Raw genomic sequence first — 22120 nt, forward strand, 5'->3', positions numbered from 1 at the left:
GACTTTCGCCGATAACCGTACCCATCGAAAATTAACGTATCGGAAATTTTATTTTCCCTAAAAATGGCAATTATCCGCCGTAGGTCGGATGGATTGTATGGATTTTTGTCAGCCTTCGGCTGACGAAAAGGAATAGCAAGAGGGTAACACGCTGCGCGATGTTACGGATTCCTTTTCGTTTTCAAATTATTGATAATCAATTGTTTAAATTTATTTTAAATTTTTTGATTTTCAGCAATTTGCGACAAATGCCCTCAAAACGTCCATTTTTCGGGAAGGATTTGCGACAAATCGGCGAAATATGGACACATTTATCGGCATCAGATTCAAGAAGGAAACGGCAAAACGTTTTCAGGAATTCTCAAGAACACATTTCAAGACCCATACCGAGGCAATGGAAGCCATTCTCGACTTTTTCTTCTACAACGAGATTTCACCCAAGGAAAATTTAGGACCAACAGGACGTACCATTGAAGCTAAATTATTGAAACGTATCAATGCCGTCATTGCCATAATGCGCGATGTCGAAAAGACCCAGACGAAACCCACAGTCGCAATGTTGCAATCTCTTTTTGAGATGGAAGAAACAAAGAAAAAACCGTTGATTTTGGAAAAGAAGTTTGCAGAGGAAAAGAACGAAGTGCGCTTTCGCGAAAAGCGAAATAATTCAAACCAACTTTAAAAATACAGGCTATGTACATCAACATCACCCCACAAAAATTAGGAACGAATTACTCGCAGAGCTCAGCGGATTTTGTGGACTATCTCGAAAAGGAAAATGAAGGTTTGGAAAAGGAAGAGATGGAACATTTTTTTAACCAATATGGCGATGAGATTTCAGCTAAAGAAGTGGTCAAAGAAATTGATGGTAACACTGCCAAGCTGAAAAAGAAAGAACCTAAATTCTATTCCATCACGGTGAGTCCATCCAAATATGAATTGCGAAAACTCGAAAACAATAGTGAAGATTTAAAACGATATACCCGGGAATTGATGAAGGATTATGCAGCCAGTTTCAACCGGGAAATCAATGGGCGACCAGTTACGGTAGATGACATTAAATACTTCGCCAAAATCGAACACCAACGGACTTTTAAAGGAACGGATTTTCAGGTGCGAGAAAACCAAACTTTTGCCACCAAGATTCTTGAATTGAAACAAGAAGTCAGGCGCATTCAACAAGGTCAGGCAACAGGCAATATAGAACGGTTGAAATTAAAAATTAGGAAGTTAGAAAAGGAAGCACCACACCAACTCAATGGCAAGCGAATTGTCCAGGGAATGAAGAAACCCGGAAACCAAAGCCACATCCATATTATAGTCAGCCGGAAGGACGCTTCCAATTCCTTCAGTCTTTCCCCAGGAAGTAAACACAAAGCCTCTGAAGTAAAGATGCACGGCAGAGAAGTAAAACGAGGTTTTGATAGGGATGCATTTTTCACGAAAGCAGAAGAGACATTCGATAAGACTTTCGCCTACAAACGCAACTATGCGGAAACTTACAAAGCGAAAAAAGATTTTGTAAAGAATCCCAAGTTGTACTTCGCCGCTTTGATGAAATTGCCAGCCAATGAAAAGGCTTTGGCTTTTAAGATGATGGGCAAGTCGGGTATTCCGTTAATCCCAAACATCCCGACCAGTAAGGCGCAATTGGCGCTTCGAGTGTTTAAGCGGCTACGAAAAGGTGCTGAAATCGCAGTGAAATCAAGTTCTATTGGGATATGAGCTGGTCATTGGTAGAAATAATGATTTATGTCGTTGTGCCTGTTCTTTCGATGGCCATACTTCTCTATGCATTTTACGATAGTGAACCAAGGAATAAAACCGATAAAAAGTATCAAGTCAAGTTCCCGACAAAATCGGGAAGCTTTAAAATCGACAACATAAAACGTGGCGCATCCGTTATCGGATCCGCAGGAAGTGGGAAAACCGAAAGCGTGGTCTATGGATTTTTAAAACACTTTCGTGAAAACAGTTTTTGTGGTATTATTCACGATTACAAGAATTTTGAGCTGACCGAAATGGCATACCCGCTTTTTGCCGATAGCAATGTTCCAATGAAGGTCATTTCATTTGATAGGATTATCCATCGGGTAAATCCCATTGCACCACGGTATTTAGAGAATGAAGAAAGCGTCAACGAAGTATCGAGGGTACTCATTGAAAACCTTTTGGAACAACGGGAATCCGGAACTACCGGAACTACCAAATTCTTTAACGATGCTGCCGAAGGTTTGATTGGTGGATTGATTTGGAAACTGAAAACTGACTATTCACAGTTCTGCACCTTGCCACATTTGATTGCGATATACCAAATGCTCGATACCGATAGCCTGGTCCAGTTTCTGGAAAGCAACATAACATCGAGGGCAATGGCAGATGCATTCATTAGCGGCAAAGATTCTGACAGGCAGACGGCTGGTGTAAAGAGCACCTTGGCCAATGCGCTAAAACGCATCAGCACCCAACGCATTTTTATGGCACTATCTGCAGATGAAGTACCGTTGAACATAAATAATGAAGAAAACCCAGCCGTGATTTCCGTTGTGAACAATCCCAAATTTGAAACCTCTTATTCACCCATTATCGCTACCATAATTCACACGATTACCAAACAAATGAGTGTACGCAATTCCAAACCTTCTTTTTTATTGATGGAAGAAGCACCTACCATTCGCCTACTGAATATGCACCGCATTCCTGCTACACTAAGAAGCTATGACATTGCCACCATTTATGTAATGCAGGATAAAATCCAAAACGATATGATGTATGGCGATAAGGCAAGCAAGGCGATACTGAGCAATCTATCCTATCAGTTTTTTGGTAAGGTCAATGACTCAGATACGGCTAAATATTACGAACGCTTCTTTGAAATTATCAAAAACCCAACAAAAAGCGTGAGCAAGGCCGCCAACATTTTTAAAACTGATACCAGAATCACGAAAGGCGAAAGAGAGGTTTCCAAAAGAAGGGCGGATATTTTCTTTAAGCTGCGACAAGGCGAGTTCGTGACCTTTGCCGATGGGAAGGACAAGAAAGTTCAATTCAAATTACTCAAGATTCAGAGAGGGCTTCCGCAGGAAACGAAGCAATATTCTGATGCTGATTTAAGAGCGAATTTTGAGCGGGTTTATGATGAAGCGAGGTCGATATTTAGGTGATTTTTTGCTCGCAACTTAGTAATTACAAAATATTCTTTAATCGTAGTAGAAGGAATTGCATTTTCCAAATTTTTGGAATATATCCAAATATTAGTATAACTTCAGTTATCAAAATCGCAAAATCATTTGTACCTTTGAAATTAATTTAGTATGTAACTGATTATCAGATATTTTGGACAACTTTCGATATGATTGATTTTGATATAATAGAAAATCTAGGCTTGGATAAAGCCGTGTCTGTTACTTCGAAATCTAATCAAATTTCTGAAAGTCAATCAGTTGTTATAAATCAAGTAAAAGACTTTGGTATTGATGAAATTTATTTCAGTACCGATGAAAACCACAATAGTTATCCTGCGGTTTTTTTAAAAAAAGTTGAAAAGTTTGACGACAGAGCTCTTCATCAAGTTGCAAAGACCCAAAAGAAAATCTGGAACTTCAAGAAAGTAATTTTTCTATACGTTTATTCAGAAACTGAAATTCGTATTTACAATTGTGCTGAAAAACCTCTTATTATTAAAAACGACGATTTTGATTATAAGAAGGAACTCAAAACACTCGAAATAGAGTCTTACAAGTTCAAGGACAACAAAAAGTTAAGGCAGCTTCAAAACCTTTTTTCTTCAATTGCTATTGATACAGGTATCATTTGGACATTTGAAGAAGCCTATGAGATAAGAAAAAAGATAAGTCTTCAGCGTAGGGTAGATAAATATCTTGTACAGAGCCTTACTTACACTGCAAAACAGCTTCAACAAGAAGGATTGGAGATTAATCTTATCCATAAAATAATAATGCGTTCTCTATTTCTACTTTACTTGGAGGATAGAGGCGCAACCGATGAGAAATTTTATTCGGATATAAAAAAAGGAGCAAAATCCTATTTTGATATTCTGGACGACGCTGATAAAACATATTCCCTTTTTAAAAAATTAGAAGAATATTTTAATGGCAATGTTTTCACTGTAGATAATAACGAATCAATCTCTGGAGAACATCTTAAGATTATCCGAAAGTGCTTTATAAACGGTAACGACAATTCTTTACAACAGAATCTTTTCGAAGATTTACGACTTTTTGATTTCAGCATTATTCAAATAGAATTGCTGAGTGAAATCTATGAAAATTTCCTTGCAGAAATTAATCCTGCCCTAAAACAAGATACAGGAACTTTTTACACACCACCTTCTTTAGTTGAGCTTATTCTAAACGAGAAATTACCAATATCTAGGTCAGAGAAAGAATATGATGTTAAGATATTAGACCCCACCTGTGGTTCCGGGATATTCTTGGTGGAAAGTTTCAAACGCTTGGTAAAACGACACGAAAACGCCAACGGAAATAAACTTACGGACTTCAATGAATTGAAGAAGCTGTTGACGGATAATATTTTTGGTATAGAAATCCACCCTCAATCCATCAAGGTTGCAGCATTTAGTCTCTATCTTGCTCTTGTAGATAATCTAAACCCTAAAACCATATGGCAAAATAAGGACTATCGCTTACCTTATCTAATCAATGACCCATCAGACGATACTTTAGTCGAACAAGGCAACAACTTGTTTAGGACAGATACAATAGAAGAAAATCCTGAAGTAGAAAAAATTAATTTTGATTTAGTAGTAGGGAATCCACCATTTGGTACTAAAAACTTATCTAAATCTATTCGAGATTATAGCGATAAATATGGTTTTGCTAAAGAAATGGTTCTACCATTTTTACACAAGGCTACGAGCTTCTCAGCAAACGGAGAGATTGCTCTGATTTTCAACACCAAAATACTTACCAATACCAAAATAACATATCAAAATTTTAGAAGGTGGCTTTTTAATGATTGTTACGTTGAAAAGATATATAACTTTTCAATTTTAAGAAACGCCCCTAAAGACTTTGGAGGTCAATTGTTTGGTTCAGCAACTGGTCCTATTAGTATTGTTTTTTATAGACTGAATCCGCCTAAGAATAAATCTAATATTATCCTTTACTATGCACCCAAGACTTTTATTAAATCTAATGTAATTGAAGGGGTAAGTATCGATAGCTCAGATTTAAAGTTTTTACCACGGGAAGAATGTCAAAAGCAAGACACCAAAATATGGAAAGTTGCAATGTGGGGTGGATTGTCTGACTTTAGACTGATAGAAAAATTGAATTCCAAAAAACATCAAACAATTGAGGAATTTAATCAAGTTCACAATATTGAATCTGGTGTGGGTTTTCAACTTCTTACCCAAAAAAAGGATGAACCTAAATATTCTGACACTTTATCAGAGTTACCTTATTTAGATGCCAGTTCTATAGAGAGATTTTATACACAAAGTTCACGCTTGAGGAATATAAAAGATTCTGTCAAAACACCTAAATCAAAATCTTTTTATAAAACCTTCTACAAGGTAGATGAAATAGATGATATTGAAAGTTTCTCTCACTTCAGACGTCTTGGTGATATTCAAGCATTTTTGAATACGCATATTGTTGTCAAAAAAGGATTGGAGAAAAATAATGTTTGCTCGTCACTAATTGACGTTAAATGCTCTTTTAGAGACGGTGTATATGGTTTTTATTCCAGTAGCAATGATAGTTCTATTCTCAAAGTTCTAAACTCATATTTTAATTCCAAGCTTAGTAGTTATTTCTTGTTTATGACCATTTCTTCTTATGGGATAGAAAGGGAGCAGATTATGAAGAATGAATACCTTTCAATACCTATAAATCTTGAGAAAACAGAGGTTTCGCAAATTCTAGATTTATCCGAAGAGTTTATTGAGGAAATTAAAGGTTTAGACTTTTGGAATATTGAAGAAGAACGAAATCAGTTAATATCTTCTTTTAGTGAAAAAGTAGAGGGAATTATTAATAAAAGTTTTGACCTGAACAATGACGAAATAAACCTTATAAACGATGCCATAGATTACAGCTTAGATTTATTTCATTCAAAAACTAAATCAAAAGCCCTTAGCCCTGTTAGTAATGTATCAGAGTATTCGGAGAAAGTTATTGGAAGATTAAATCAATTCCTAAATGGCCAAAACTTATATGCAAATGCAACACTTTTTGACATTAGTAACTTTTCACCTTTATTGTTAATTAAAATTTCTTTCGAGGAGCATAGCACAGGAGTGTCAAAATCTCAAGAGAGTGTGACACAAGAGCTTCAAAAACTGGATAAACATTTGTGGGCTAAACAAAGTACAAATATCTATTTCAGAAAAAAATTAAACTACAAGACTGGTAACGAGATTTTTATTGTTCGTCCCAATCAGAAAAGGTTTTGGACACAATCAATGGCGATTGAAGATGCTTCGGAACTTATTCTGGAAATCCTTAATGAAGTATAGTAAATGGGATTAAACAAAGTAATAGTTGCCAGCTTCAAAAGAGGCTTTGAAGAAAAATGCTATCAGCTGATAACGGAATCCTATGTTTCTGCTATGGAAACCAAAGTCATTAAATTGGACTGGGATGAAAATGACATTACTTCTGAGCTACACGGACACATCAAGGAAAATCCATTAAGGTTAAAGTGGAATATCATCACTAATGTGGAACAACATTTACCCCAAAAAGATGTAGAGAAAGAGAAAGGTTTTGCTGCCAAATTACCTCGAATAGACCTAAGATTGGCAACCATAAATTCGTCTTTAGAGTATGAGTATCATATGGAAGCCAAAAACCTTAAAGAAAATGACTCTGCTTTAAAGCGACGTTATATTGATACCGGTATAAATAATTTTATATCTGGAAAGTATGAGAACGGGTGCCTGCTTGGATATAACCTTGAAGGTCTGTTACAAAGTACAGTTTCTGGAATAAATAAGCTACTCACGAAAGATGAAAGAGAGCCTGAATGTTTAGAACAGAAGCGGCACCACTTACATAGCGAATATTACGAATCTGAGCATCCAAATGACTATATCATTAAACATTTTATGTTCGATTTTGCTTCTCTAAATAGTGCTTGATTGATTCTAAACCCTCTTGCATTTTAGGGTATTATGGTAAAGAGAGTTTTAGCTTTTCTGATAACTTTCTTAGAATGACGTTTGTAGCTATAGAAACTACTGTTGAAGATGGTGGTGCAAAAGGTGGTCAAACAGGTGGTGTAACAGGTGGTGTAACAGATGCTGCAATTGATGCCACAACTACACTTACTAAAAGACAAAAAGAAGTGGTTAAACTTATAGCTGCTAATTCTTCTATAACTTACAATGAAATAGCAGACGCTTTAGGTATCAATGAATCTGCTGTTGGTAAACATATAACAGCTATTAAGAACAAAGGTGTTTTGGTACGTCAAGATGGTACACAGGGCTATTGGGAAATCAATCTCGATAAAAACAAATAAATACGCTTTTCAAAAAGGCGACTTATCCTTAGAGCCTCTCGCATCCGCCAACCACTTACCGTTTTGCTTAACCAGTTTAAAAATACCAGGTGTTTTATCGTAAGCTGTGGTATATTTTACCCAAGCCACGTCGCCCATAATCGTGTCCTGCAAAACAGTAAAATTGGAATCATCTTTTGGCGTAGTGTTGAACATATTTATGGTATTCATATAGTTTGAATACGCCTGTGGTGTGGAGTTGGCCTTTAAGGTTTCTTCATCCTTTTCATAAAAGCTTTCGATAACAACTTGGGCTGTGGCACTTGGTCCTGAAACTTTAGTTTTAGAATCAGCACAAGAGAGGAACAGCACTACGAGTAAGAAAACAACAATATTTTTCATAATGACTTTAATTTGGGTTATTGATATATCTGTGCGATAGTTTCATTTCAATATTTCGTTCACCATCCTTTTCATTCAGTTCTAAAATTGCCCTACGGTCATTGGATAATGAAAATTTTGGCAACACATAAACGAACCGTACCGTTTGGCCTTCTACAATTTTTGACGGCAACTTATGTTTGTAAATCGGCTCTTGATACAAACGTTGTAACGATTTCCTTTTTCCTTTTTGTCGTGTTTCAATCGAAAGGTTCAAGAAATTCAAATCGTAATCCAATGTGGAATTGTTCTCAATCTGGATGACGAAGTACAGTTCTTCTTTATCAAAAACGATATTCTCAACACGTAAAACAATACCTTCATTTCGCTTTTTAATTCGACCAATGCGCTGTTTCGTATTGAGAAGATACGAGCAGAATTTTTGGTAATGGTACGTCCTGTTATCTACACCCTCTTCAGAAGATTCAGCAAGAATTGAATCAGTTACAATCGGTTTTTCATTCCCGATACTACTTGATATCGGAATAAAATAATTGAGCTTAGAAAGCTGTTTTTTATACCTTACAATATACGAAAAAATCGAGCCATTTCGATTGACTACCAGCAAATTACTTTCCTTTCCAGGCTTGGCTTGCAACAGGCCAAAATATTGTTCTTTTTCACGATTGTAGGTAAAGACAAAATTATCTGAACCAGTTATACCTTGCCGAATAGGTTCTGGGAAAAATAGTGCAACATTTTTAGTGTCGTTTGCATAAATGGTATCAAGTAAGTGGGTGGTTTGTGCGTTCGCTTTCGCGATAGCGAAAACAAATACCATTATGAATATATAGTTATATCGTCTCATAGTTTTGGTTTTAGAATTAATATGTAATTGTTCAGGACGGTTACTTTTACCCTGCGGTTAGAACGCCTAAATACTTGTGTAAGTCCGCCAACTTGCGGTACGCTGGGAATATTAATATCACCAATAACATCATCAAATACCTCTCTGGTTACCTCTTCCCTAAAGTTGTTTTCGACGTAGATACCCTCGCTACCATCTTGTAAATCGAAGGCTTTTAGTTTGGTAGGATGGTGTTTAATATTCTCAATTTCAATTAAAGCACGATTTGGCTGAAAACTGATAAAGCCAAAAACAGTTGTATTCTTCGGCATCAGTTTACCATTGATAGTAGCCGATTTGGTTAGGCGCATCCGTAATCGGGTATTCGCTTGAACAATTTGGTCACCATCTACGACTACGTAAATCGTTTCATCAGTATTGCCAATAATTGAAACTTCATTGGGCTTGGGCGAAGCTGCAAAGAACAGTTGATGTTCCAGGCCCAATTCTTTGGCTTCAATTTTTTGTTCCCTTTTAACTTCAGCAGAATCCACCTTTGGTACCGTTTGCTGAACAACTCGTTTATGTCCCAAATGTTGGTAGCGTTTTTCGGAATACTTTATCTTACCAGCATTGTAAATGCTGTCCACAATACGTTCTTTTTCAAGTTCCGGTAAATCTGGGTCGTAAAAGCCCAGGGAATCAATCAGCTTTTCATCATAGATGCTCGGTGCGGTGCTTTCACGCACTTCCTTGAGGTCGTTTATGGCATCGAGTTTGGAATCGTATTCCTTTTGGTCATCTTCCAGTTCAGGTACAAGCGTCTGTTGCAAGGTGTCTTCATCATTGTCCTCATCTTCCATAAGCATCACTGAATATGAGATAAGGAAGAGGAAAATGATGGCGAGGACACCAGCGAAAATGATTTTATTCTTTTCTACTTTCATAATCTATTTTTCTTAAAGTGTTTTCGAAATAATTGGTAATCAACAATCCGTGTGGATTGTTGGGAAAGTTTCGGTCTACCATAATCAAGTTTCCTGTAGATACCAATTCGTAAGTGTCAATGACGGGTCCACGGTTAATTTCAAAAATGGTAACGGTTCGGAAGACGTGGCTTCCGTTTTGTTGCTCAACTTGGGAATCGATACTTAGCACCTTTTGCACTAAGGAATACTGCAACAATCGGTTATAAACACCATCAGCCTTTTTCTGACGGTACAGATTGTCCACAGAGCTGTTACCCAGCCAAAGTGCTTTTTTGAGATTGCGTTCATAATTGCTGGCATCGATGTTATAGAAATAGTTGTGGAACAGTTCTAAGTGAGCCAGGGCTTCGACCCTGAAATTCTCTTTTTGGGTGACGAGTTTGAGCGGGATGATAGTGCCATCAGTATTGATTGCAAAAGCGCTGTTGAGCGCCTTCTGATTGGTGTTGAATACCATCCAAACTGAAAAAGTACTGGATAGCAGTGCACAAATGACGACCGCCAAAACAATAAACCGATTTAGCTTTAGGACGTTGTATATATTTTTAAAGGGTGTTTTCATTCTGAATGGAATTAGTTGGTAAACAATCTGAGGGTAAACGAGGTGGCACGCCGATATAGTTTGAATTTCAGGAACACGATAAACCCTACTGAGCCCAATTGTACGACAGGTGCAAAGAAGCCCTGGCCCGTATCGGTTCCAAACAGGTTTACCCAGAAATTGGTGTTGATTTCGGTATAAATGGCATTGACAAATACATTGACCAGAAAAAATGCTGGCACAAGCATATAAACGGCAGCGTACAATTTAAAGAAGGTATATGCGAGCGAGCGAAACTTTTCAAATACGGCAAGGCTTATGACCAAAGGGAAAAAGGCTTGCATTATTCCCAACAGGAAAAAACGCTCTGCCAAGAATAGCGGATAGATGAACAAATCCAATATCCAGAGTATGGTACTTAATATAAAGGCCAAAATTTTGAATCCAAACAATGGTGTCACTAACGCCTCATACAAAAGTGTCATTGCCGAACTTGCCGCATCAAAAAGACTTACATCTTCCTCTAATGGTATATCCTGCATCTGTAACGGTAGTAATGCAGGTGCAGTTCCTCGATACTGTCCTTCGATGGCCACTAAAATCCCATCAAAAAACCCTAATACCTGCGTTGAGAATATGACCAAAACCACAATGGCAAAATTTTTTGCCAATTCGCCCGGACTTAACCCCCAAGTGTAACCGTCCTTGTCTGCAATACCTTCGTTGTATTTTTTAAGGATGTTGACCAAGAAAAATAGGACAGCAAGCGTTTTCATTCCGGCAATGGTATATTGCGAAAAGTCGCTGGCCTGTATGGTCTGGAACACCGTATCGATGTATTCCAGCCCAATTCCTAAAATGATGGTCGCAGTCATTGTTAGTATTCGGTTTCTCGATTATTGACTTTATCTTGCATCTTTCTGAATGAAATAATATCACGATAACGTTTTGTTTTCATAGTGATGTTGGAAACCATTTGCTTTGATTCCAGTTCTTTTGCTTTCAGTATTTCGGCGCGTTCGGCATCACTCATTTTGAGATAATCGCTGGAGAGAACTTCGTCTATGAAATCAACCGTGTCAAGGGAATTTTGTACAATGGTTTCAAAAGAGCCCATAACCTTGTCTATTTCCTCGGGTTTGATGTAGGGGGAATTTAGAATATCCTGAAGGTCATTTTGCATTACATTGATAAGGCGCTGATTGTTCTGTGCGATTTCCTCAACTGCCCTAAGCTGTTGGACAACGCTTGAAACTTTTTCAATAGCTTCTTTGGCATCCTTCAAGAATTTTACGGACTTAATCATTTCTGCCGTCTGTTTACCCGATTCCAAGAGCTGTTTAACCAAACTGATGAAGTTGGTATTGTCATAAACTGGCATTCCCTGAGCAGTAGCACGACTTGACATTAACAACATTAAGGCTACAGTCATTATTAAAATTCTAATTTTTGTTTTCATAATATTATGTTTTAGATGTGAATTGAATTATTGCTTTTTCCATATCCTGATGCTCATTGTAGAGCTTCATTATTTTTTCGTTTTCCTTTCCATCAGTCAAGTAAGCTGCATACACTTCCTTCGGAACTTCCAACCGGAAGATGTTGCTTTCCTTGCCTATTTTGATAAACATTTCGGTGTATTTCCGTAGTCCGGAAAGATTGTTTTTGATGGACTTTAACTGGTTCAGGTCGTGACTGGAAAGGTTGAGCCTTTTGACCAGCTCATCGTAGCCTTTTTCATTGTTTAAGCTGTAGATAACCTGTGTGTTCTCAAGAATACTTGCCGATGTGGAATTGTTTGGTAGCTGATTAATGGACTGCAAAATGATACCGATAGCACCATTCTGTTTCCGTATGGCCTGATAGTAGAATTCCACACTTTCCAGCACGTTGTCAAACTTCAGTTGTTTGGCAAACTCATCGAAAAGGATAATGCCTTTTTCGGCTCGATTACGCCAAATGGTGCGTTGGATAGCTGACTTAATAAGCTTAAGCATTACGGATAGGATTTCCTTATTATCCTTTACTTCATCAAGCTCAAAGACAATCAAGCGTTTATCTTCGATTTTATAGGTCTGGTCTTCGCTCACCTCGAACAGAAAACTGTATAGACCATCACCGACATACTCGGACATTACGTGCAAGAAGCTCGTGACATTAAAGTAGTCGGGATGGATTTTAAGGGTTTTCAGAATATCCTTCTGATGCCTCTCTATAAAATTGTAGAAACCTTCGAGCGAATGATTTTCAGAAGTGCTATCGTAATAGTGACGCAATATCTTTTTGACCGAAACGGATTGTGCTTTCGTCACTTTTAGGTCTGAAGCGAACAATTCAAAAAGGAAAACCGACAAGTCTTCGAGACGTTCCGGTGTTAGGTCATTTTTATCGCTGATGAAGAATGGGTTGATACCCAAGTTCTTTCCACTTTCATAGCGAAGTACCGTGTATTTCTCAGGATAGAGTTTGGCAAATTTGGTGTAGGATCCACCGAGGTCAATTATGACCAGGCGAACACCACTTTCAAAATATTGGCGTAGGATGTTATTGGCCAAAAAGGACTTGCCTTCGCCAGTCGGTGCGAAAATTGCAAAGTTCCGGGCTTTGATACGTCTCTTGCGTTCATCCCAAACATCTTTTAGCACAGGAATGTTATGTTCCCTATCATTAAAAATAATTCCGGTAGCATCAGATTTGTAGTTGGTATTGTTGATGAACAGACATAGGGCGTGCTTCAAATCGGTTACGTACAAATCGTTGTTTGAGAAGTTGGATGAAAAACAGCAATAACTGTTCAGAATATAATTTTTACGTTCTTCACCTCTCGGATAGTAAGGGATGATATCGAGTTCCTTAAACTCAGTCTTGATTTTCGAGGTAATTGAATCGAGACTTTTTTTATCCTTTGCCCAATAGACCACATTTAAGTGACCACGGATGATCCGAGCATTATCATCGGCATTGATTTGGTCAAGGATGTGCTGGATTTTACCAAGAACCACCTTATTCTGCGAACCGAAATTGGAACTTTTGTTAAGCTCTTCTATTTTCTTATCCAGCAGCTTTCGCCATTTCTGTTTATCATCCAAATACAGGATTTGGTTGACGATGTGGTTCTCATTCAGCGTAAGCCCTAAGCCATCAATAAACCCTTGATGAAACACAAAATCGTCCGAAGTGAATTTCTCATTGGTCTTGCTACTCTGTACACTTTCGCCAAAGCACAGTTCGCTATTGACGGCCAGGGCATCAAAATGGTTATCGCCAATGGTGACGTTCTTTTTTTCCAGTAGGATGTCGGTATCAAAACCTTCGCTGAATCCGTTGAAATAGTTTGTGGTGAGTTGTAGTATTTCTTTCGCTTGAAGCGAAACAAAACGCATCTTTCGGCTGTTATTGATAAAGGACACCGAATCGCTCACCGCATTGGCAAACACCTTAATGTTGTCATCCATTTGCTGGACAATTCCTTTGAAAACCTTTCGGAATGGGTTGACATATTTTGGATTGTTGAGTGCCTTGTTTTTTGTCAGGATAAAGAACAAATAACATTGATGTTCGATGTAACCACGACTTTTAAAATGATTGTGCGTTGCCTTTTCGAGAAAGGACTCATTGGGCAATTGTTCTGAAGAGTAGGACTTCTTTAAATAAATATCCTGTTTATGAACCACAATTCCAACAGGTAGTGACTTCAAGGCTTGGAACCACGCACCGTGTATATCCTCAAAGTCCTTTTCAGAAAGCGAATAGATTTCTGGCAGATTCCCTTTATAGCACAACACCACATTGCCATTATTGGCAAAGACAATATTATCCTGAATATCTGCAATGGGTTGATATGCTGAGAGGTTCATCTTATTCATATTCAAAACCTGAGTTACGCTTGTTGCTGATGATTTTTGGAAAAGGATTACCCATTTGAAATAGCTGTGGATTGTTGGCAATTCGAGTTAATGCGATGTAGAGACCACCATTGAATACCATTAACCCAATGATGACACCAAAGCTGAAGGAAAAGATGATAATGAGAAGTGATGCCAAAATGGATACCATCATCAAGGCAAACAGGGAAATGGGCAGACCAAAGATGACCGCACGTTTCCGCATATTTCTATAGACTTCAAACTTCTTCACTACACTACAATGCCTATTAGATAGGTGAAGATTCCAACGACTGCACCAGCAATTAGCACAAAGACCAATACACGCGTAATCCCTTTTTTAAGGTCTGCGTTTTCACCAAAGAAGTGTCCTGCATTAAACAGGAAACCTATTAGGAAGATGACACCCAATATAATTGGGAAAATAGTTCGGATGGTGTCGGAAACATCGTTGACCGAATCTTCAATACCACCAATCTGAGCAAAAAGCGAAGTTGATAAGAGCGAAAGAACGCCTGCCAAATAATGTGTTTTTTTCATAACGAATTAGATTAAAATTTTGGTTCATTTTCGTTATGTGAAATTTACATATATTTGAACATAAATAATTGAAAATCAAATATATGTGAATAAAATATTATTTGATATTGTTTGGTTTTCGATGCTATTATTTGGCATCAAATTCTATGGAATTTTGAAGTGTAACTGTTGAAAACCTAAAATTGGAAAATGAAAAAGTGGCTCAAAAACGTCAGTTTTGTGTTTTTACTTCTCAAAAGTTGCTTGCTTTTGGGTCAGGATTTGGATGAGAAAAAAATCATTGTCATTGACCCTGGCCACGGCGGAAATGATTCTGGTGCAATTGGGGTAAATAGCTTAAGGGAAAAGAAAATCACCTTAGAAATAGTAAGGTTGATTTCAGAATTGGCTGAGAAAAACTACAATAAAACTGTGGAAATTTATCAAACACGGTATAGCGATACCTTAGTTTCTTTAAGTGATAGAGCCAAGCTGGCCAAAGTTCTAAATGCAGATTTGTTTCTTTCCCTGCATTGCAATCATTCTGATAATCCAGATGCAAGAGGTGTGGAAGTCTATGTGCCCAATAAAAGGTTGAAGTTTTTGGATGAAGCAACTTGGTTTGGCTTTCAATTACAAGCAGAATTGAATGAGAAGTTGGGATTTGAAAGTAGAGGCGTAAAATTTGCTAATTTTCAGGTGCTTAGGGAAACGACTGACTATATGCCTTCAATTCTTTTGGAATTGGGGTTTGTAAGTAATGAAGATGAACAAGGTTATCTGCTAAAGCCAGAATCTCTGAATGCTGTGGCACTGGTGATTTGGGAATGTTTAATAAAAAATATTGATAGTTATGAAAGAGTTGGGGATTGAGGTTGTAAAATGTTTGAGAAAAGTAATTCTTTCTATTTTGAATTTTATTCTGTCTTTATCGAAAAAATGAGCTACTGTTGATTAGGGTGAAAACCATCATTTTTCATAAAAGCGATGGTCTGCAGAATTTCATCTTTATCAAATTTTGATTTATCAGGATGCCACTGATAAAATTTATGAACTAAAATTTCTTCTGTAAGTAGTTGCTTTTCATCAATAATTTCCTTCCAGCAAGCAAAAATGGTGGCAATCAATTCTATGGCTCTAGTTTTAGTCTTTCGAAACTTATTTATTATAAAATCAATTTCAGAGAGTTGTTCATTGAAATAGCGTTCATACCATTCTTTATGGCCACCATATTTCTCTAAAGGTTGATATTTTTCATATTCTCTTGGATTATAAGAGAACCATTTATTTTCCTTAAACTTTTTATCAATTGAACGCATTAAGCGATTATCATAAGGTCCCATAGCTTGTTTCAAGAAGTTGGCGTGGATATCAATTCTTGCGGAATTTTGGCACAAATAAAGAAGCTTCTGAAGCTTTAAATGTCCTAGTGTATTTTCTTGGTGCAACTGATATACGATTTCTGCAGCAAGCACTGTCCTCTTGTGATAATCAATATTTGTTGCTTTTTTTTTAGGCCTTAACCCCTCTAAAATCTTGTATGAATCTATTTTGTCAGGATTTGATTCTGTTTTACAAGACTTGAATGTATCGTCAAAAGCTTTTATTTCATCTGGACTTTGGGGAAGACCAAAACCCAATGAAATCAGTATTTCATTAATCTTAGACTCTTCCATTGTAAAACTCTTTTGTTACTTCCATCGCAGAAGTATAATTCTTTATTTTATCTAATGCTTCCTTTTTCAAGCCTCGAATCGTAGGCTGTTTAACATCACCCAGATGTTCTCGAAGTTTTTTAAGTAGTTTATTTGGTAGATTAAAACCGTCTATTTCGTATTGCTTGTATGTGAGATAAACCGTTCTTTGGGAAGGCGTAAGTGAATGTATTGCCTTAATTAGAATTTGTTGTTCTAGATTCATTTCCATACCATCAACGTCAGGAATGTCTGTAACAATCTCTTCAGAACCATCATAAGGGTAATTAAGTTTTCTCTGTTGTTGTCTGTAATAATTAGTGAGTTCTATTTTTACTATACCAACTAAATAACCCACAAATAAGTAATCTACATCTGCTTCATCTTCAGGATTAATTTCAAACTTCCCTTTTTCAGCATAGGACTTAAAAGTCGCTGTAACAACCTGTTCGGCGACATTGATGTCGTGACCAAATCTTTTACATCTAATCTCGCATTTTTTTAATATGTCATCTTTAAATCTATGCGTCAGCGCGTGAAAGGCGTTTTCCCTTAAGGATAGGGGGTTGCTCTTATCCTGATAAATCTCGGTAAGTCGTAAAGTGTGCTCATCTTTTAGTTTTTTCCAATCTGACATTGGTTGTTTTCAATAATGGTACGAAAAAGCGTTGGGGATGGTTTTGCGTACTAAGGTTGGCGTAACACGCTAAAACAAAACTAAGCATATTTTTTAACATTTTATTATGGCAACAAATGGAAAAAGCGGCGACAACCGCAGGCACGGAGCAGTTAAGAAAAGATCCCAAGTAAAAAACCCTAAAACAGGGATTTGGACCAAGCGTGATTCGGAAACCGGTAAGTTTATGGATGGAAAAACATCAAGTAAAAAACCATTTAAAGGAGTAAGAAAGGAAAAGTAATAATTGAGTAATATGACAAAATACTTACAATTGATTAAACAGTTAGCCCCTATCGATGCAATAGTGGCTAAAAAGAGAAACGGTCTAGGAAGAATACTGGACCATTACGTAGTTTATTTAGGCAATGGTGTTTTTATAGGTAATCTTAAAGGTGCGGTTAAAATTATCCCAGAGAATGAACTTATGGAACTCCTGCAAGAATACGAACCTGTGAGAATCCGAAAGTTTAGAGGGAGCCATTTTGACATTCAAAATGCAATTAAGAGGGCGTATCAAAAGCTGGGTCAGCGTTATAGCTTCTTAGGCTTCAATTGTGAGCATTTTGCAAATTGGGTACAATACGGTAAAGAGAGAAGTAGTCAAGTAAATACCGGCTTGATGGTGCCTGGAAGCGTAATCTTTTTAAGACTTATATCGAACGATGAATAAAGTACTTAGACGCTTTTTGTTTTACCTAATCGGATTTCTTGTAGCAATTAGCTATTTGTCATATCGTTATCTGTATTTAGAGGGTGCAAACGATTTTCACAAAGAAATTTTGGTAACAGCAGCCTTCGCAGTTGTAATCGGATGCTTTACAGGTATTATAGAAATCGTTAAAGCACATGGGAAATACTTTTGGATTGCCTTAAGGTGTTTCCTTTTAATTCCAAACAAAAAAGTATACGTATCTCTAAGTTACTTACTCAGAATTAAAATACCAGGAGACGAAAAGTATTTTTTGGTCAAGGGTGGTAAGATTAATCAATATCAGCCAGTTGGAGGTGTATATAAATTAGTTGGTAATAAGGATTTATACAAGGACTGGAAGGCAGCCCCGAAAGCGGATGGAAAGAACCCTAAAGACCTACGGTTTTTTGTAAGCGCAAAATTCGTCCCAAAAATTATCAGTTGGTTCTATTCTCGAAAGGACAGGGAAACTGGGGTATGGCGAGAATTTTCGGAAGAATTGGTTGAAACTCAAATTTTAAGTGCTACTAATTTCAAATCTATTAGAGCAGAATACCTCGGGACTGAGGAGAACATCCTGTGCAAACAAACACGCTTTAAGGATGAAGAGTATCATACTTTGATTTACGATATTTTCCAGATTGAACTAAATACAAAGCAGTTAAAGGAATTTAAAAAACTATTAAAAAGCAGCTCATTTAATGAGAAGTATGCCTTTGTTAGTGAAGATGACATAAAAAAAGAATGCTTTAACGAACATAAAACAAGAATAGGACAACACGCAAAATACATATCGTAAATGAATTTTCAAGATTACTTATATAGAAATGGCTTTCAGCGAGAGGACTTATTGGCAAGACTTGCTGAGTCTCTCGAGCTTGACGAAACAAGGTCAAATAAGATGGAGACTGCCTACAATGCCATCTATGATGTTTTAAAAGCAGACCCAGTGTTTTTCTCTAAGGTTGATTTTGTGGTTTACCCGCAAGGCTCAAAAGCCATAGGAACAACAACAAAGCCAATAGGAAAGGATGAATTTGATTTGGATATTGTGGTTCAAATTAAGGATTCGTACAGGAACTACACCTCTTCAGAGATTTACAATCACCTAATACGTGTTTTCACAAGCAATGAGGTTTATAGGCCAAAACTTCTAAAAAAGAATAGGTGCGCAAGAATAAATTACGCTGGGGATTTTCATTTAGATATTTTGCCTGGTTGCATAATCATTCCTTTCGAAGATAAAATTATGGTACCCGACCGAGAACTTGCATCTTGGACTTCTTCTTTTCCAAAGGGATATGCTAAATGGTTTACGGATAAAGCCGAAGATGTCCGAGAGCCATTATTGTTGCGAAAAGCATTTACTGATTATGTTACCCTATCTGAAGCGAAGGCTGAACAGGAGGAATTACCAGACGAGAACATCTATGAAAAAGAGCCGCTAAAACGTGCTGTACAGCTTACTAAACGATACAGAGATATTTTCTTTGAGAAAAAACCAAAACACAAAACATCAAGTATCGTATTGACTACAATTTTCGGAGAATTATACCAAGGTGAGGCATCGATTTATGAAACAATTGATAATACACTCAATAGGATTTTAGAGCGCTACACTAGCTATGAAAAGCTTTTTGAAAGTAGTGGAGTCTATAAAAGGATTAAGGTTTTAAATCCAGTAAATGAAGATGAGGACTTTACTGAAAAGTGGGATAAGGACAAAGAATACTATACTCAATTCATCAGTTTTGTTAGGAGCTATAAAGAAAAATGGGAGCAGTTAAAAAATGGGAACTTTAGTGTTGCGGAAGACTTGTTTGGCAGTACAACAACTAAAACCATTTTAAAGTCTCAACTAGACAACTTATCTGGAAATGGTAAAAATGAATTAGAAAAAGCAGGTCTTACTTTATTGTCTGGTAAAAGTTATGTTGACGACCGAGGAAGAATTTCTAGAGATTCAGGCTACCCGAGCAAGCCTAATAGAAACTATGGTGGTGTAGAATTAAATTTGAATTCGGGTAAAAAGGATATACAGAGGAACTATGTTGCAGCATATATCCAAAAAGACTATTTAAATAAACATTTTCCTTGGCTTAAAACTGTCATCACCGATGGAAAATTGTTGGGAAAAGGAAAAATCAAACCCAATGGATGCAAAAAAGAATATGAGATTCTTGTCGAGTATGATATCAATAGGCAAGGGCGAAAAGAAAGGGTTTATGTGCTAAATGATAGTCAAATCAAGTTTGGTAAAACACCACATCTATATCCTGGAAATAGTTTGTGCCTTTACTATCCCAAAGATTTATCACCACATTTGGACTTGAATTTTGTGGATGTTATGCCTTGGATATCAGAATGGCTTATAATGTATGAACTATGGAAGAAGTATGGTCTGTGGTTAGCAGATGAAGTCAAGCACTAGATTTTCCTCTCATTTCCTCTTATCCCCAGCCCTTTTATCAAAAGCAATCAAATTAAACAGTTCACGCATCCGGCTACGGACGCGATTACCATAGCGTTCTTCCAGTTCTTCGGCATTAAGGTTGGTAGTAGCGTGGGTCTTTATTTTTCGTTTGGTATCGAGATAGAGTTCGTAGCGGGATAAAAGCACTTCACCCATCACATTTAAGTCCTTACCATAAAAGCGTCCGGCAGGTTCTACGCCCAAATCGTCAAAACAGTAAAATTTAGCATTGCCATATTCCTCGACAGTTTTAAAACCCAAATGATTAAAGCTGAAAGTAACATTTCGGCACGGAATCATTTCATAAGGGCGTTGTAAAGGCACAATATGGCGCAACAATTTCATCAAACTGGTCTTACCACAGCCTACAGGCCCGGAAAGTAGAATACCTTTTTCAATGTCGATGTCATATTTCTCACAGTTGTCCTTGTCTTTGATAAAATATGAACATAGCTTCAACAGAATACCCTTATCCTCATCATAAATCCTGAACTTTTTACCAAACAGCAGCTTGCCTTTAGCATTCAAATAAATCAAGATTTTTGGGAAGTCGTACAGTACGCTTTTCCCATCAAACTTTCCCAGCGAATATTCCACGCCGCCTTCGGTGATTTTAGAGGGGTTGTCCATAGTCTTTCGTTTTCGTGGTTCGCAAGTTGTCCTTGATTTGGGATGCTTCTTTTTTGTTTGGTTTGTTTTCAGCTTCAAAAAGTTCGGTTCTGTCCATCCAGTTGATAGCCACAGCTCGCCAATCCCGAATCGGTTCGCCATCGCCTGTTTGCCAATCTCGGTCAGCGTAGTGCTGGTAGAACTTTTCAGCTTCAGCTTTATTAAAATTCTTTTCTTCAAAAAAATCAACTACGGCCAGACAGTCCTTTGGCTGTTTTATGTAGTTTTCTTGTTTGATATTGTTTGTATTAGATACCAATGCTTGTCCACCTATGGGACGGCGTTGGTACACCGCCTGTCCATTTTTGGGATGGTGGTGTCCTTCAAGCGGTACACCTCTGGGATAGTACTGTTCCGCAAGCTGTTCTAAAATGGGATTGTACTGTCCCGTAGCTGGTTCATCACTTGTCCCTAAAATAGACATCTTGATTTTACTGCCCTTGTATGGATTGTTGGACGGGAAATAGGATAGATATTCCCACGAGTGAAGCTCGGTTATGCATCTGTGATAGGTAGACTTTGAACCAATCTTGGCAACACGCATCAATTCCCTTCGGTTTACGTAGAATTCATCCATAAAACGGCAACTGTTCCATTCCTGGAACAGCGCCATATACAGACTGATATGGGTAGGATTTAGGCGGTCATCAAAATAAAACGTTTCAAAAGCCGCATTGAGTAGCTTTATATAGTTCATATTTTCAAGAATTAAAACCGTGATGCACACGGTTGGCATCCATTACCTTTTGAATTTCCTCGGCATCATAATAGATGATTCCGCCTACCTTAGTGTATGGCAAGGTGCCATTGATGCGAAGGTTCTGAAGTGTACCCGGACTCACTTGAAGCAAATCCATTACTTCGGAAGATTTAAGATATTTCTTGATTTTTCCAGAAGCCTGTTTGGACAAAAGACTTTTGATGTCATCGAGCAATTCCATTTTGAATTCTCGAAGGTCGTCTGTGGTGATAATACTTGTCGGCATATTAGAACGGTTTTAAAAGAAAAGGACTATCATAGGTTTAAAATTTTTAATGATAGCCCTTAACCCGATTTGACTTTCGTTCTACAAATTTGATATGTATTATCGGATTTTCTTCCCCAGTACGACCGTACTACGGTCAAAATTTAACATCTTGAAATTTGGTTTGATTTGGTGTTGTTTAATCGCGTTGATGCCGCAAATTATACTCAAATCGAACTAAATTTCATGATAAATAGAAGGAAAACCAAAACACCGTAGGTCAACCGTACTACGGACTTT

General features: G+C 37.3%; 25 protein-coding genes. 11 read left to right on the plus strand and 14 right to left on the minus strand.

Annotated elements, in window-relative coordinates; translation table 11 throughout:
- Window positions 1-301 precede the first annotated feature (301 nt).
- From F2B13_RS15070 to F2B13_RS15095, 6 genes are all read left to right on the plus strand, one after another.
- Window positions 302-682, plus strand: a complete 381-nt coding sequence (locus F2B13_RS15070; RefSeq protein ID WP_149304583.1) for a BfmA/BtgA family mobilization protein — start codon at window positions 302-304, stop codon at window positions 680-682.
- Between the two features lie 11 nt (window positions 683-693).
- A complete protein-coding gene (gene mobB / locus F2B13_RS15075) occupies window positions 694-1725 on the plus strand; it encodes a MobB family relaxase (RefSeq protein WP_149304584.1) in 1032 nt (343 codons plus the stop codon).
- Between the two features lie 50 nt (window positions 1726-1775).
- Window positions 1776-3164, plus strand: a complete 1389-nt coding sequence (locus tag F2B13_RS15080) for a type IV secretory system conjugative DNA transfer family protein (protein WP_394348975.1) — start codon at window positions 1776-1778, stop codon at window positions 3162-3164.
- A 188-nt stretch (window positions 3165-3352) separates the two neighbouring features.
- Window positions 3353-6502 carry an HsdM family class I SAM-dependent methyltransferase gene (locus F2B13_RS15085; RefSeq protein ID WP_149304586.1) on the plus strand — a complete coding sequence of 1050 codons (3150 nt, stop codon included), beginning with the start codon at window positions 3353-3355 and terminating at the stop codon, window positions 6500-6502.
- A gap of 3 nt (window positions 6503-6505) precedes the next feature.
- Complete coding sequence (locus F2B13_RS15090) at window positions 6506-7126, plus strand: hypothetical protein (RefSeq protein WP_149304587.1); 621 nt, start codon at window positions 6506-6508, stop codon at window positions 7124-7126.
- Window positions 7123-7509, plus strand: coding sequence for a LexA family protein (locus tag F2B13_RS15095; protein ID WP_232625253.1), 387 nt, complete (start codon window positions 7123-7125; stop codon window positions 7507-7509). The genes F2B13_RS15090 and F2B13_RS15095 overlap by 4 nt, the downstream gene beginning before the upstream one ends.
- Before the next feature lie 9 nt (window positions 7510-7518).
- Here F2B13_RS15095 and F2B13_RS15100 read toward each other — a convergent pair whose 3' ends face one another.
- The 9 genes from F2B13_RS15100 to F2B13_RS15140 are packed head-to-tail and all read right to left on the minus strand — an operon-like array spanning window position 7519 to window position 14670.
- Window positions 7519-7890: a hypothetical protein gene (locus F2B13_RS15100; protein WP_149304588.1), complete on the minus strand. Its 372-nt coding sequence runs from the start codon at window positions 7888-7890 to the stop codon at window positions 7519-7521.
- Between the two features lie 7 nt (window positions 7891-7897).
- Window positions 7898-8737 (minus strand): DUF4138 domain-containing protein, encoded by an 840-nt coding sequence (locus F2B13_RS15105; RefSeq protein WP_149304589.1) that lies wholly within the window; start codon window positions 8735-8737, stop codon window positions 7898-7900.
- Complete coding sequence (traM, locus tag F2B13_RS15110) at window positions 8734-9663, minus strand: conjugative transposon protein TraM (RefSeq protein WP_149304590.1); 930 nt, start codon at window positions 9661-9663, stop codon at window positions 8734-8736. Before traM ends, F2B13_RS15105 begins: the two co-directional genes overlap by 4 nt.
- Complete coding sequence (locus F2B13_RS15115) at window positions 9644-10267, minus strand: conjugal transfer protein TraK (protein ID WP_149304591.1); 624 nt, start codon at window positions 10265-10267, stop codon at window positions 9644-9646. The genes traM and F2B13_RS15115 overlap by 20 nt, the downstream gene beginning before the upstream one ends.
- Before the next feature lie 11 nt (window positions 10268-10278).
- On the minus strand, window positions 10279-11121 hold the full coding sequence (locus tag F2B13_RS15120; RefSeq protein ID WP_149304592.1) for a hypothetical protein: 843 nt from the start codon (window positions 11119-11121) through the stop codon (window positions 10279-10281).
- Between the two features lie 2 nt (window positions 11122-11123).
- Complete coding sequence (locus tag F2B13_RS15125) at window positions 11124-11705, minus strand: conjugal transfer protein (protein WP_149304593.1); 582 nt, start codon at window positions 11703-11705, stop codon at window positions 11124-11126.
- A 4-nt stretch (window positions 11706-11709) separates the two neighbouring features.
- Window positions 11710-14112, minus strand: a complete 2403-nt coding sequence (locus tag F2B13_RS15130) for a TraG family conjugative transposon ATPase (protein ID WP_149304594.1) — start codon at window positions 14110-14112, stop codon at window positions 11710-11712.
- Window positions 14105-14383, minus strand: a complete 279-nt coding sequence (locus F2B13_RS15135) for a hypothetical protein (RefSeq protein WP_149304595.1) — start codon at window positions 14381-14383, stop codon at window positions 14105-14107. The genes F2B13_RS15130 and F2B13_RS15135 overlap by 8 nt, the downstream gene beginning before the upstream one ends.
- Window positions 14383-14670, minus strand: a complete 288-nt coding sequence (locus F2B13_RS15140) for a hypothetical protein (RefSeq protein ID WP_149304596.1) — start codon at window positions 14668-14670, stop codon at window positions 14383-14385. The genes F2B13_RS15135 and F2B13_RS15140 overlap by 1 nt, the downstream gene beginning before the upstream one ends.
- 189 nt (window positions 14671-14859) lie before the next feature.
- On the opposite strand from F2B13_RS15140, the gene F2B13_RS15145 reads away from it, so the two are divergent.
- Window positions 14860-15522 (plus strand): N-acetylmuramoyl-L-alanine amidase family protein, encoded by a 663-nt coding sequence (locus F2B13_RS15145; protein WP_149304597.1) that lies wholly within the window; start codon window positions 14860-14862, stop codon window positions 15520-15522.
- A gap of 71 nt (window positions 15523-15593) precedes the next feature.
- Here F2B13_RS15145 and F2B13_RS15150 read toward each other — a convergent pair whose 3' ends face one another.
- A complete protein-coding gene (locus F2B13_RS15150; RefSeq protein ID WP_149304598.1) occupies window positions 15594-16325 on the minus strand; it encodes a hypothetical protein in 732 nt (243 codons plus the stop codon).
- Window positions 16312-16980 (minus strand): sigma-70 family RNA polymerase sigma factor, encoded by a 669-nt coding sequence (locus tag F2B13_RS15155; RefSeq protein WP_149304599.1) that lies wholly within the window; start codon window positions 16978-16980, stop codon window positions 16312-16314. Before F2B13_RS15155 ends, F2B13_RS15150 begins: the two co-directional genes overlap by 14 nt.
- A gap of 106 nt (window positions 16981-17086) precedes the next feature.
- Here F2B13_RS15155 and F2B13_RS20520 point away from each other — a divergent pair, with 106 nt between their 5' ends.
- Genes F2B13_RS20520 through F2B13_RS15170 form a run of 4 tightly spaced genes read left to right on the plus strand, consistent with a single transcriptional unit; the run spans window position 17087 to window position 20144 of the window.
- The gene (locus F2B13_RS20520; RefSeq protein ID WP_170257975.1) at window positions 17087-17263 is read left to right on the plus strand and encodes a hypothetical protein; all 177 of its coding nucleotides are present in this window, start codon (window positions 17087-17089) and stop codon (window positions 17261-17263) included.
- Window positions 17264-17275: 12 nt separating this feature from the next.
- Complete coding sequence (locus F2B13_RS15160; RefSeq protein ID WP_149304600.1) at window positions 17276-17692, plus strand: lecithin retinol acyltransferase family protein; 417 nt, start codon at window positions 17276-17278, stop codon at window positions 17690-17692.
- Window positions 17685-18512, plus strand: coding sequence for an SMODS-associated NUDIX domain-containing protein (locus F2B13_RS15165; protein WP_149304601.1), 828 nt, complete (start codon window positions 17685-17687; stop codon window positions 18510-18512). The genes F2B13_RS15160 and F2B13_RS15165 overlap by 8 nt, the downstream gene beginning before the upstream one ends.
- The gene (locus F2B13_RS15170; RefSeq protein WP_149304602.1) at window positions 18513-20144 is read left to right on the plus strand and encodes a nucleotidyltransferase domain-containing protein; all 1632 of its coding nucleotides are present in this window, start codon (window positions 18513-18515) and stop codon (window positions 20142-20144) included.
- Window positions 20145-20153: 9 nt separating this feature from the next.
- Here F2B13_RS15170 and F2B13_RS15175 read toward each other — a convergent pair whose 3' ends face one another.
- From F2B13_RS15175 to F2B13_RS15185, 3 genes are read right to left on the minus strand one after another with little or no spacing between them, the layout of a single operon-like run.
- Window positions 20154-20816, minus strand: coding sequence for a P-loop NTPase family protein (locus tag F2B13_RS15175; RefSeq protein WP_149304603.1), 663 nt, complete (start codon window positions 20814-20816; stop codon window positions 20154-20156).
- The gene (locus F2B13_RS15180) at window positions 20800-21552 is read right to left on the minus strand and encodes a hypothetical protein (protein WP_149304604.1); all 753 of its coding nucleotides are present in this window, start codon (window positions 21550-21552) and stop codon (window positions 20800-20802) included. Before F2B13_RS15180 ends, F2B13_RS15175 begins: the two co-directional genes overlap by 17 nt.
- Before the next feature lie 4 nt (window positions 21553-21556).
- Window positions 21557-21841: a helix-turn-helix domain-containing protein gene (locus F2B13_RS15185; RefSeq protein ID WP_149304605.1), complete on the minus strand. Its 285-nt coding sequence runs from the start codon at window positions 21839-21841 to the stop codon at window positions 21557-21559.
- Between the last annotated feature and the right edge of the window lie 279 nt (window positions 21842-22120).

It is taken from the genome of Pareuzebyella sediminis, from assembly GCF_008367235.1.
Taxonomy (GTDB): domain Bacteria; phylum Bacteroidota; class Bacteroidia; order Flavobacteriales; family Flavobacteriaceae; genus Pareuzebyella; species Pareuzebyella sediminis.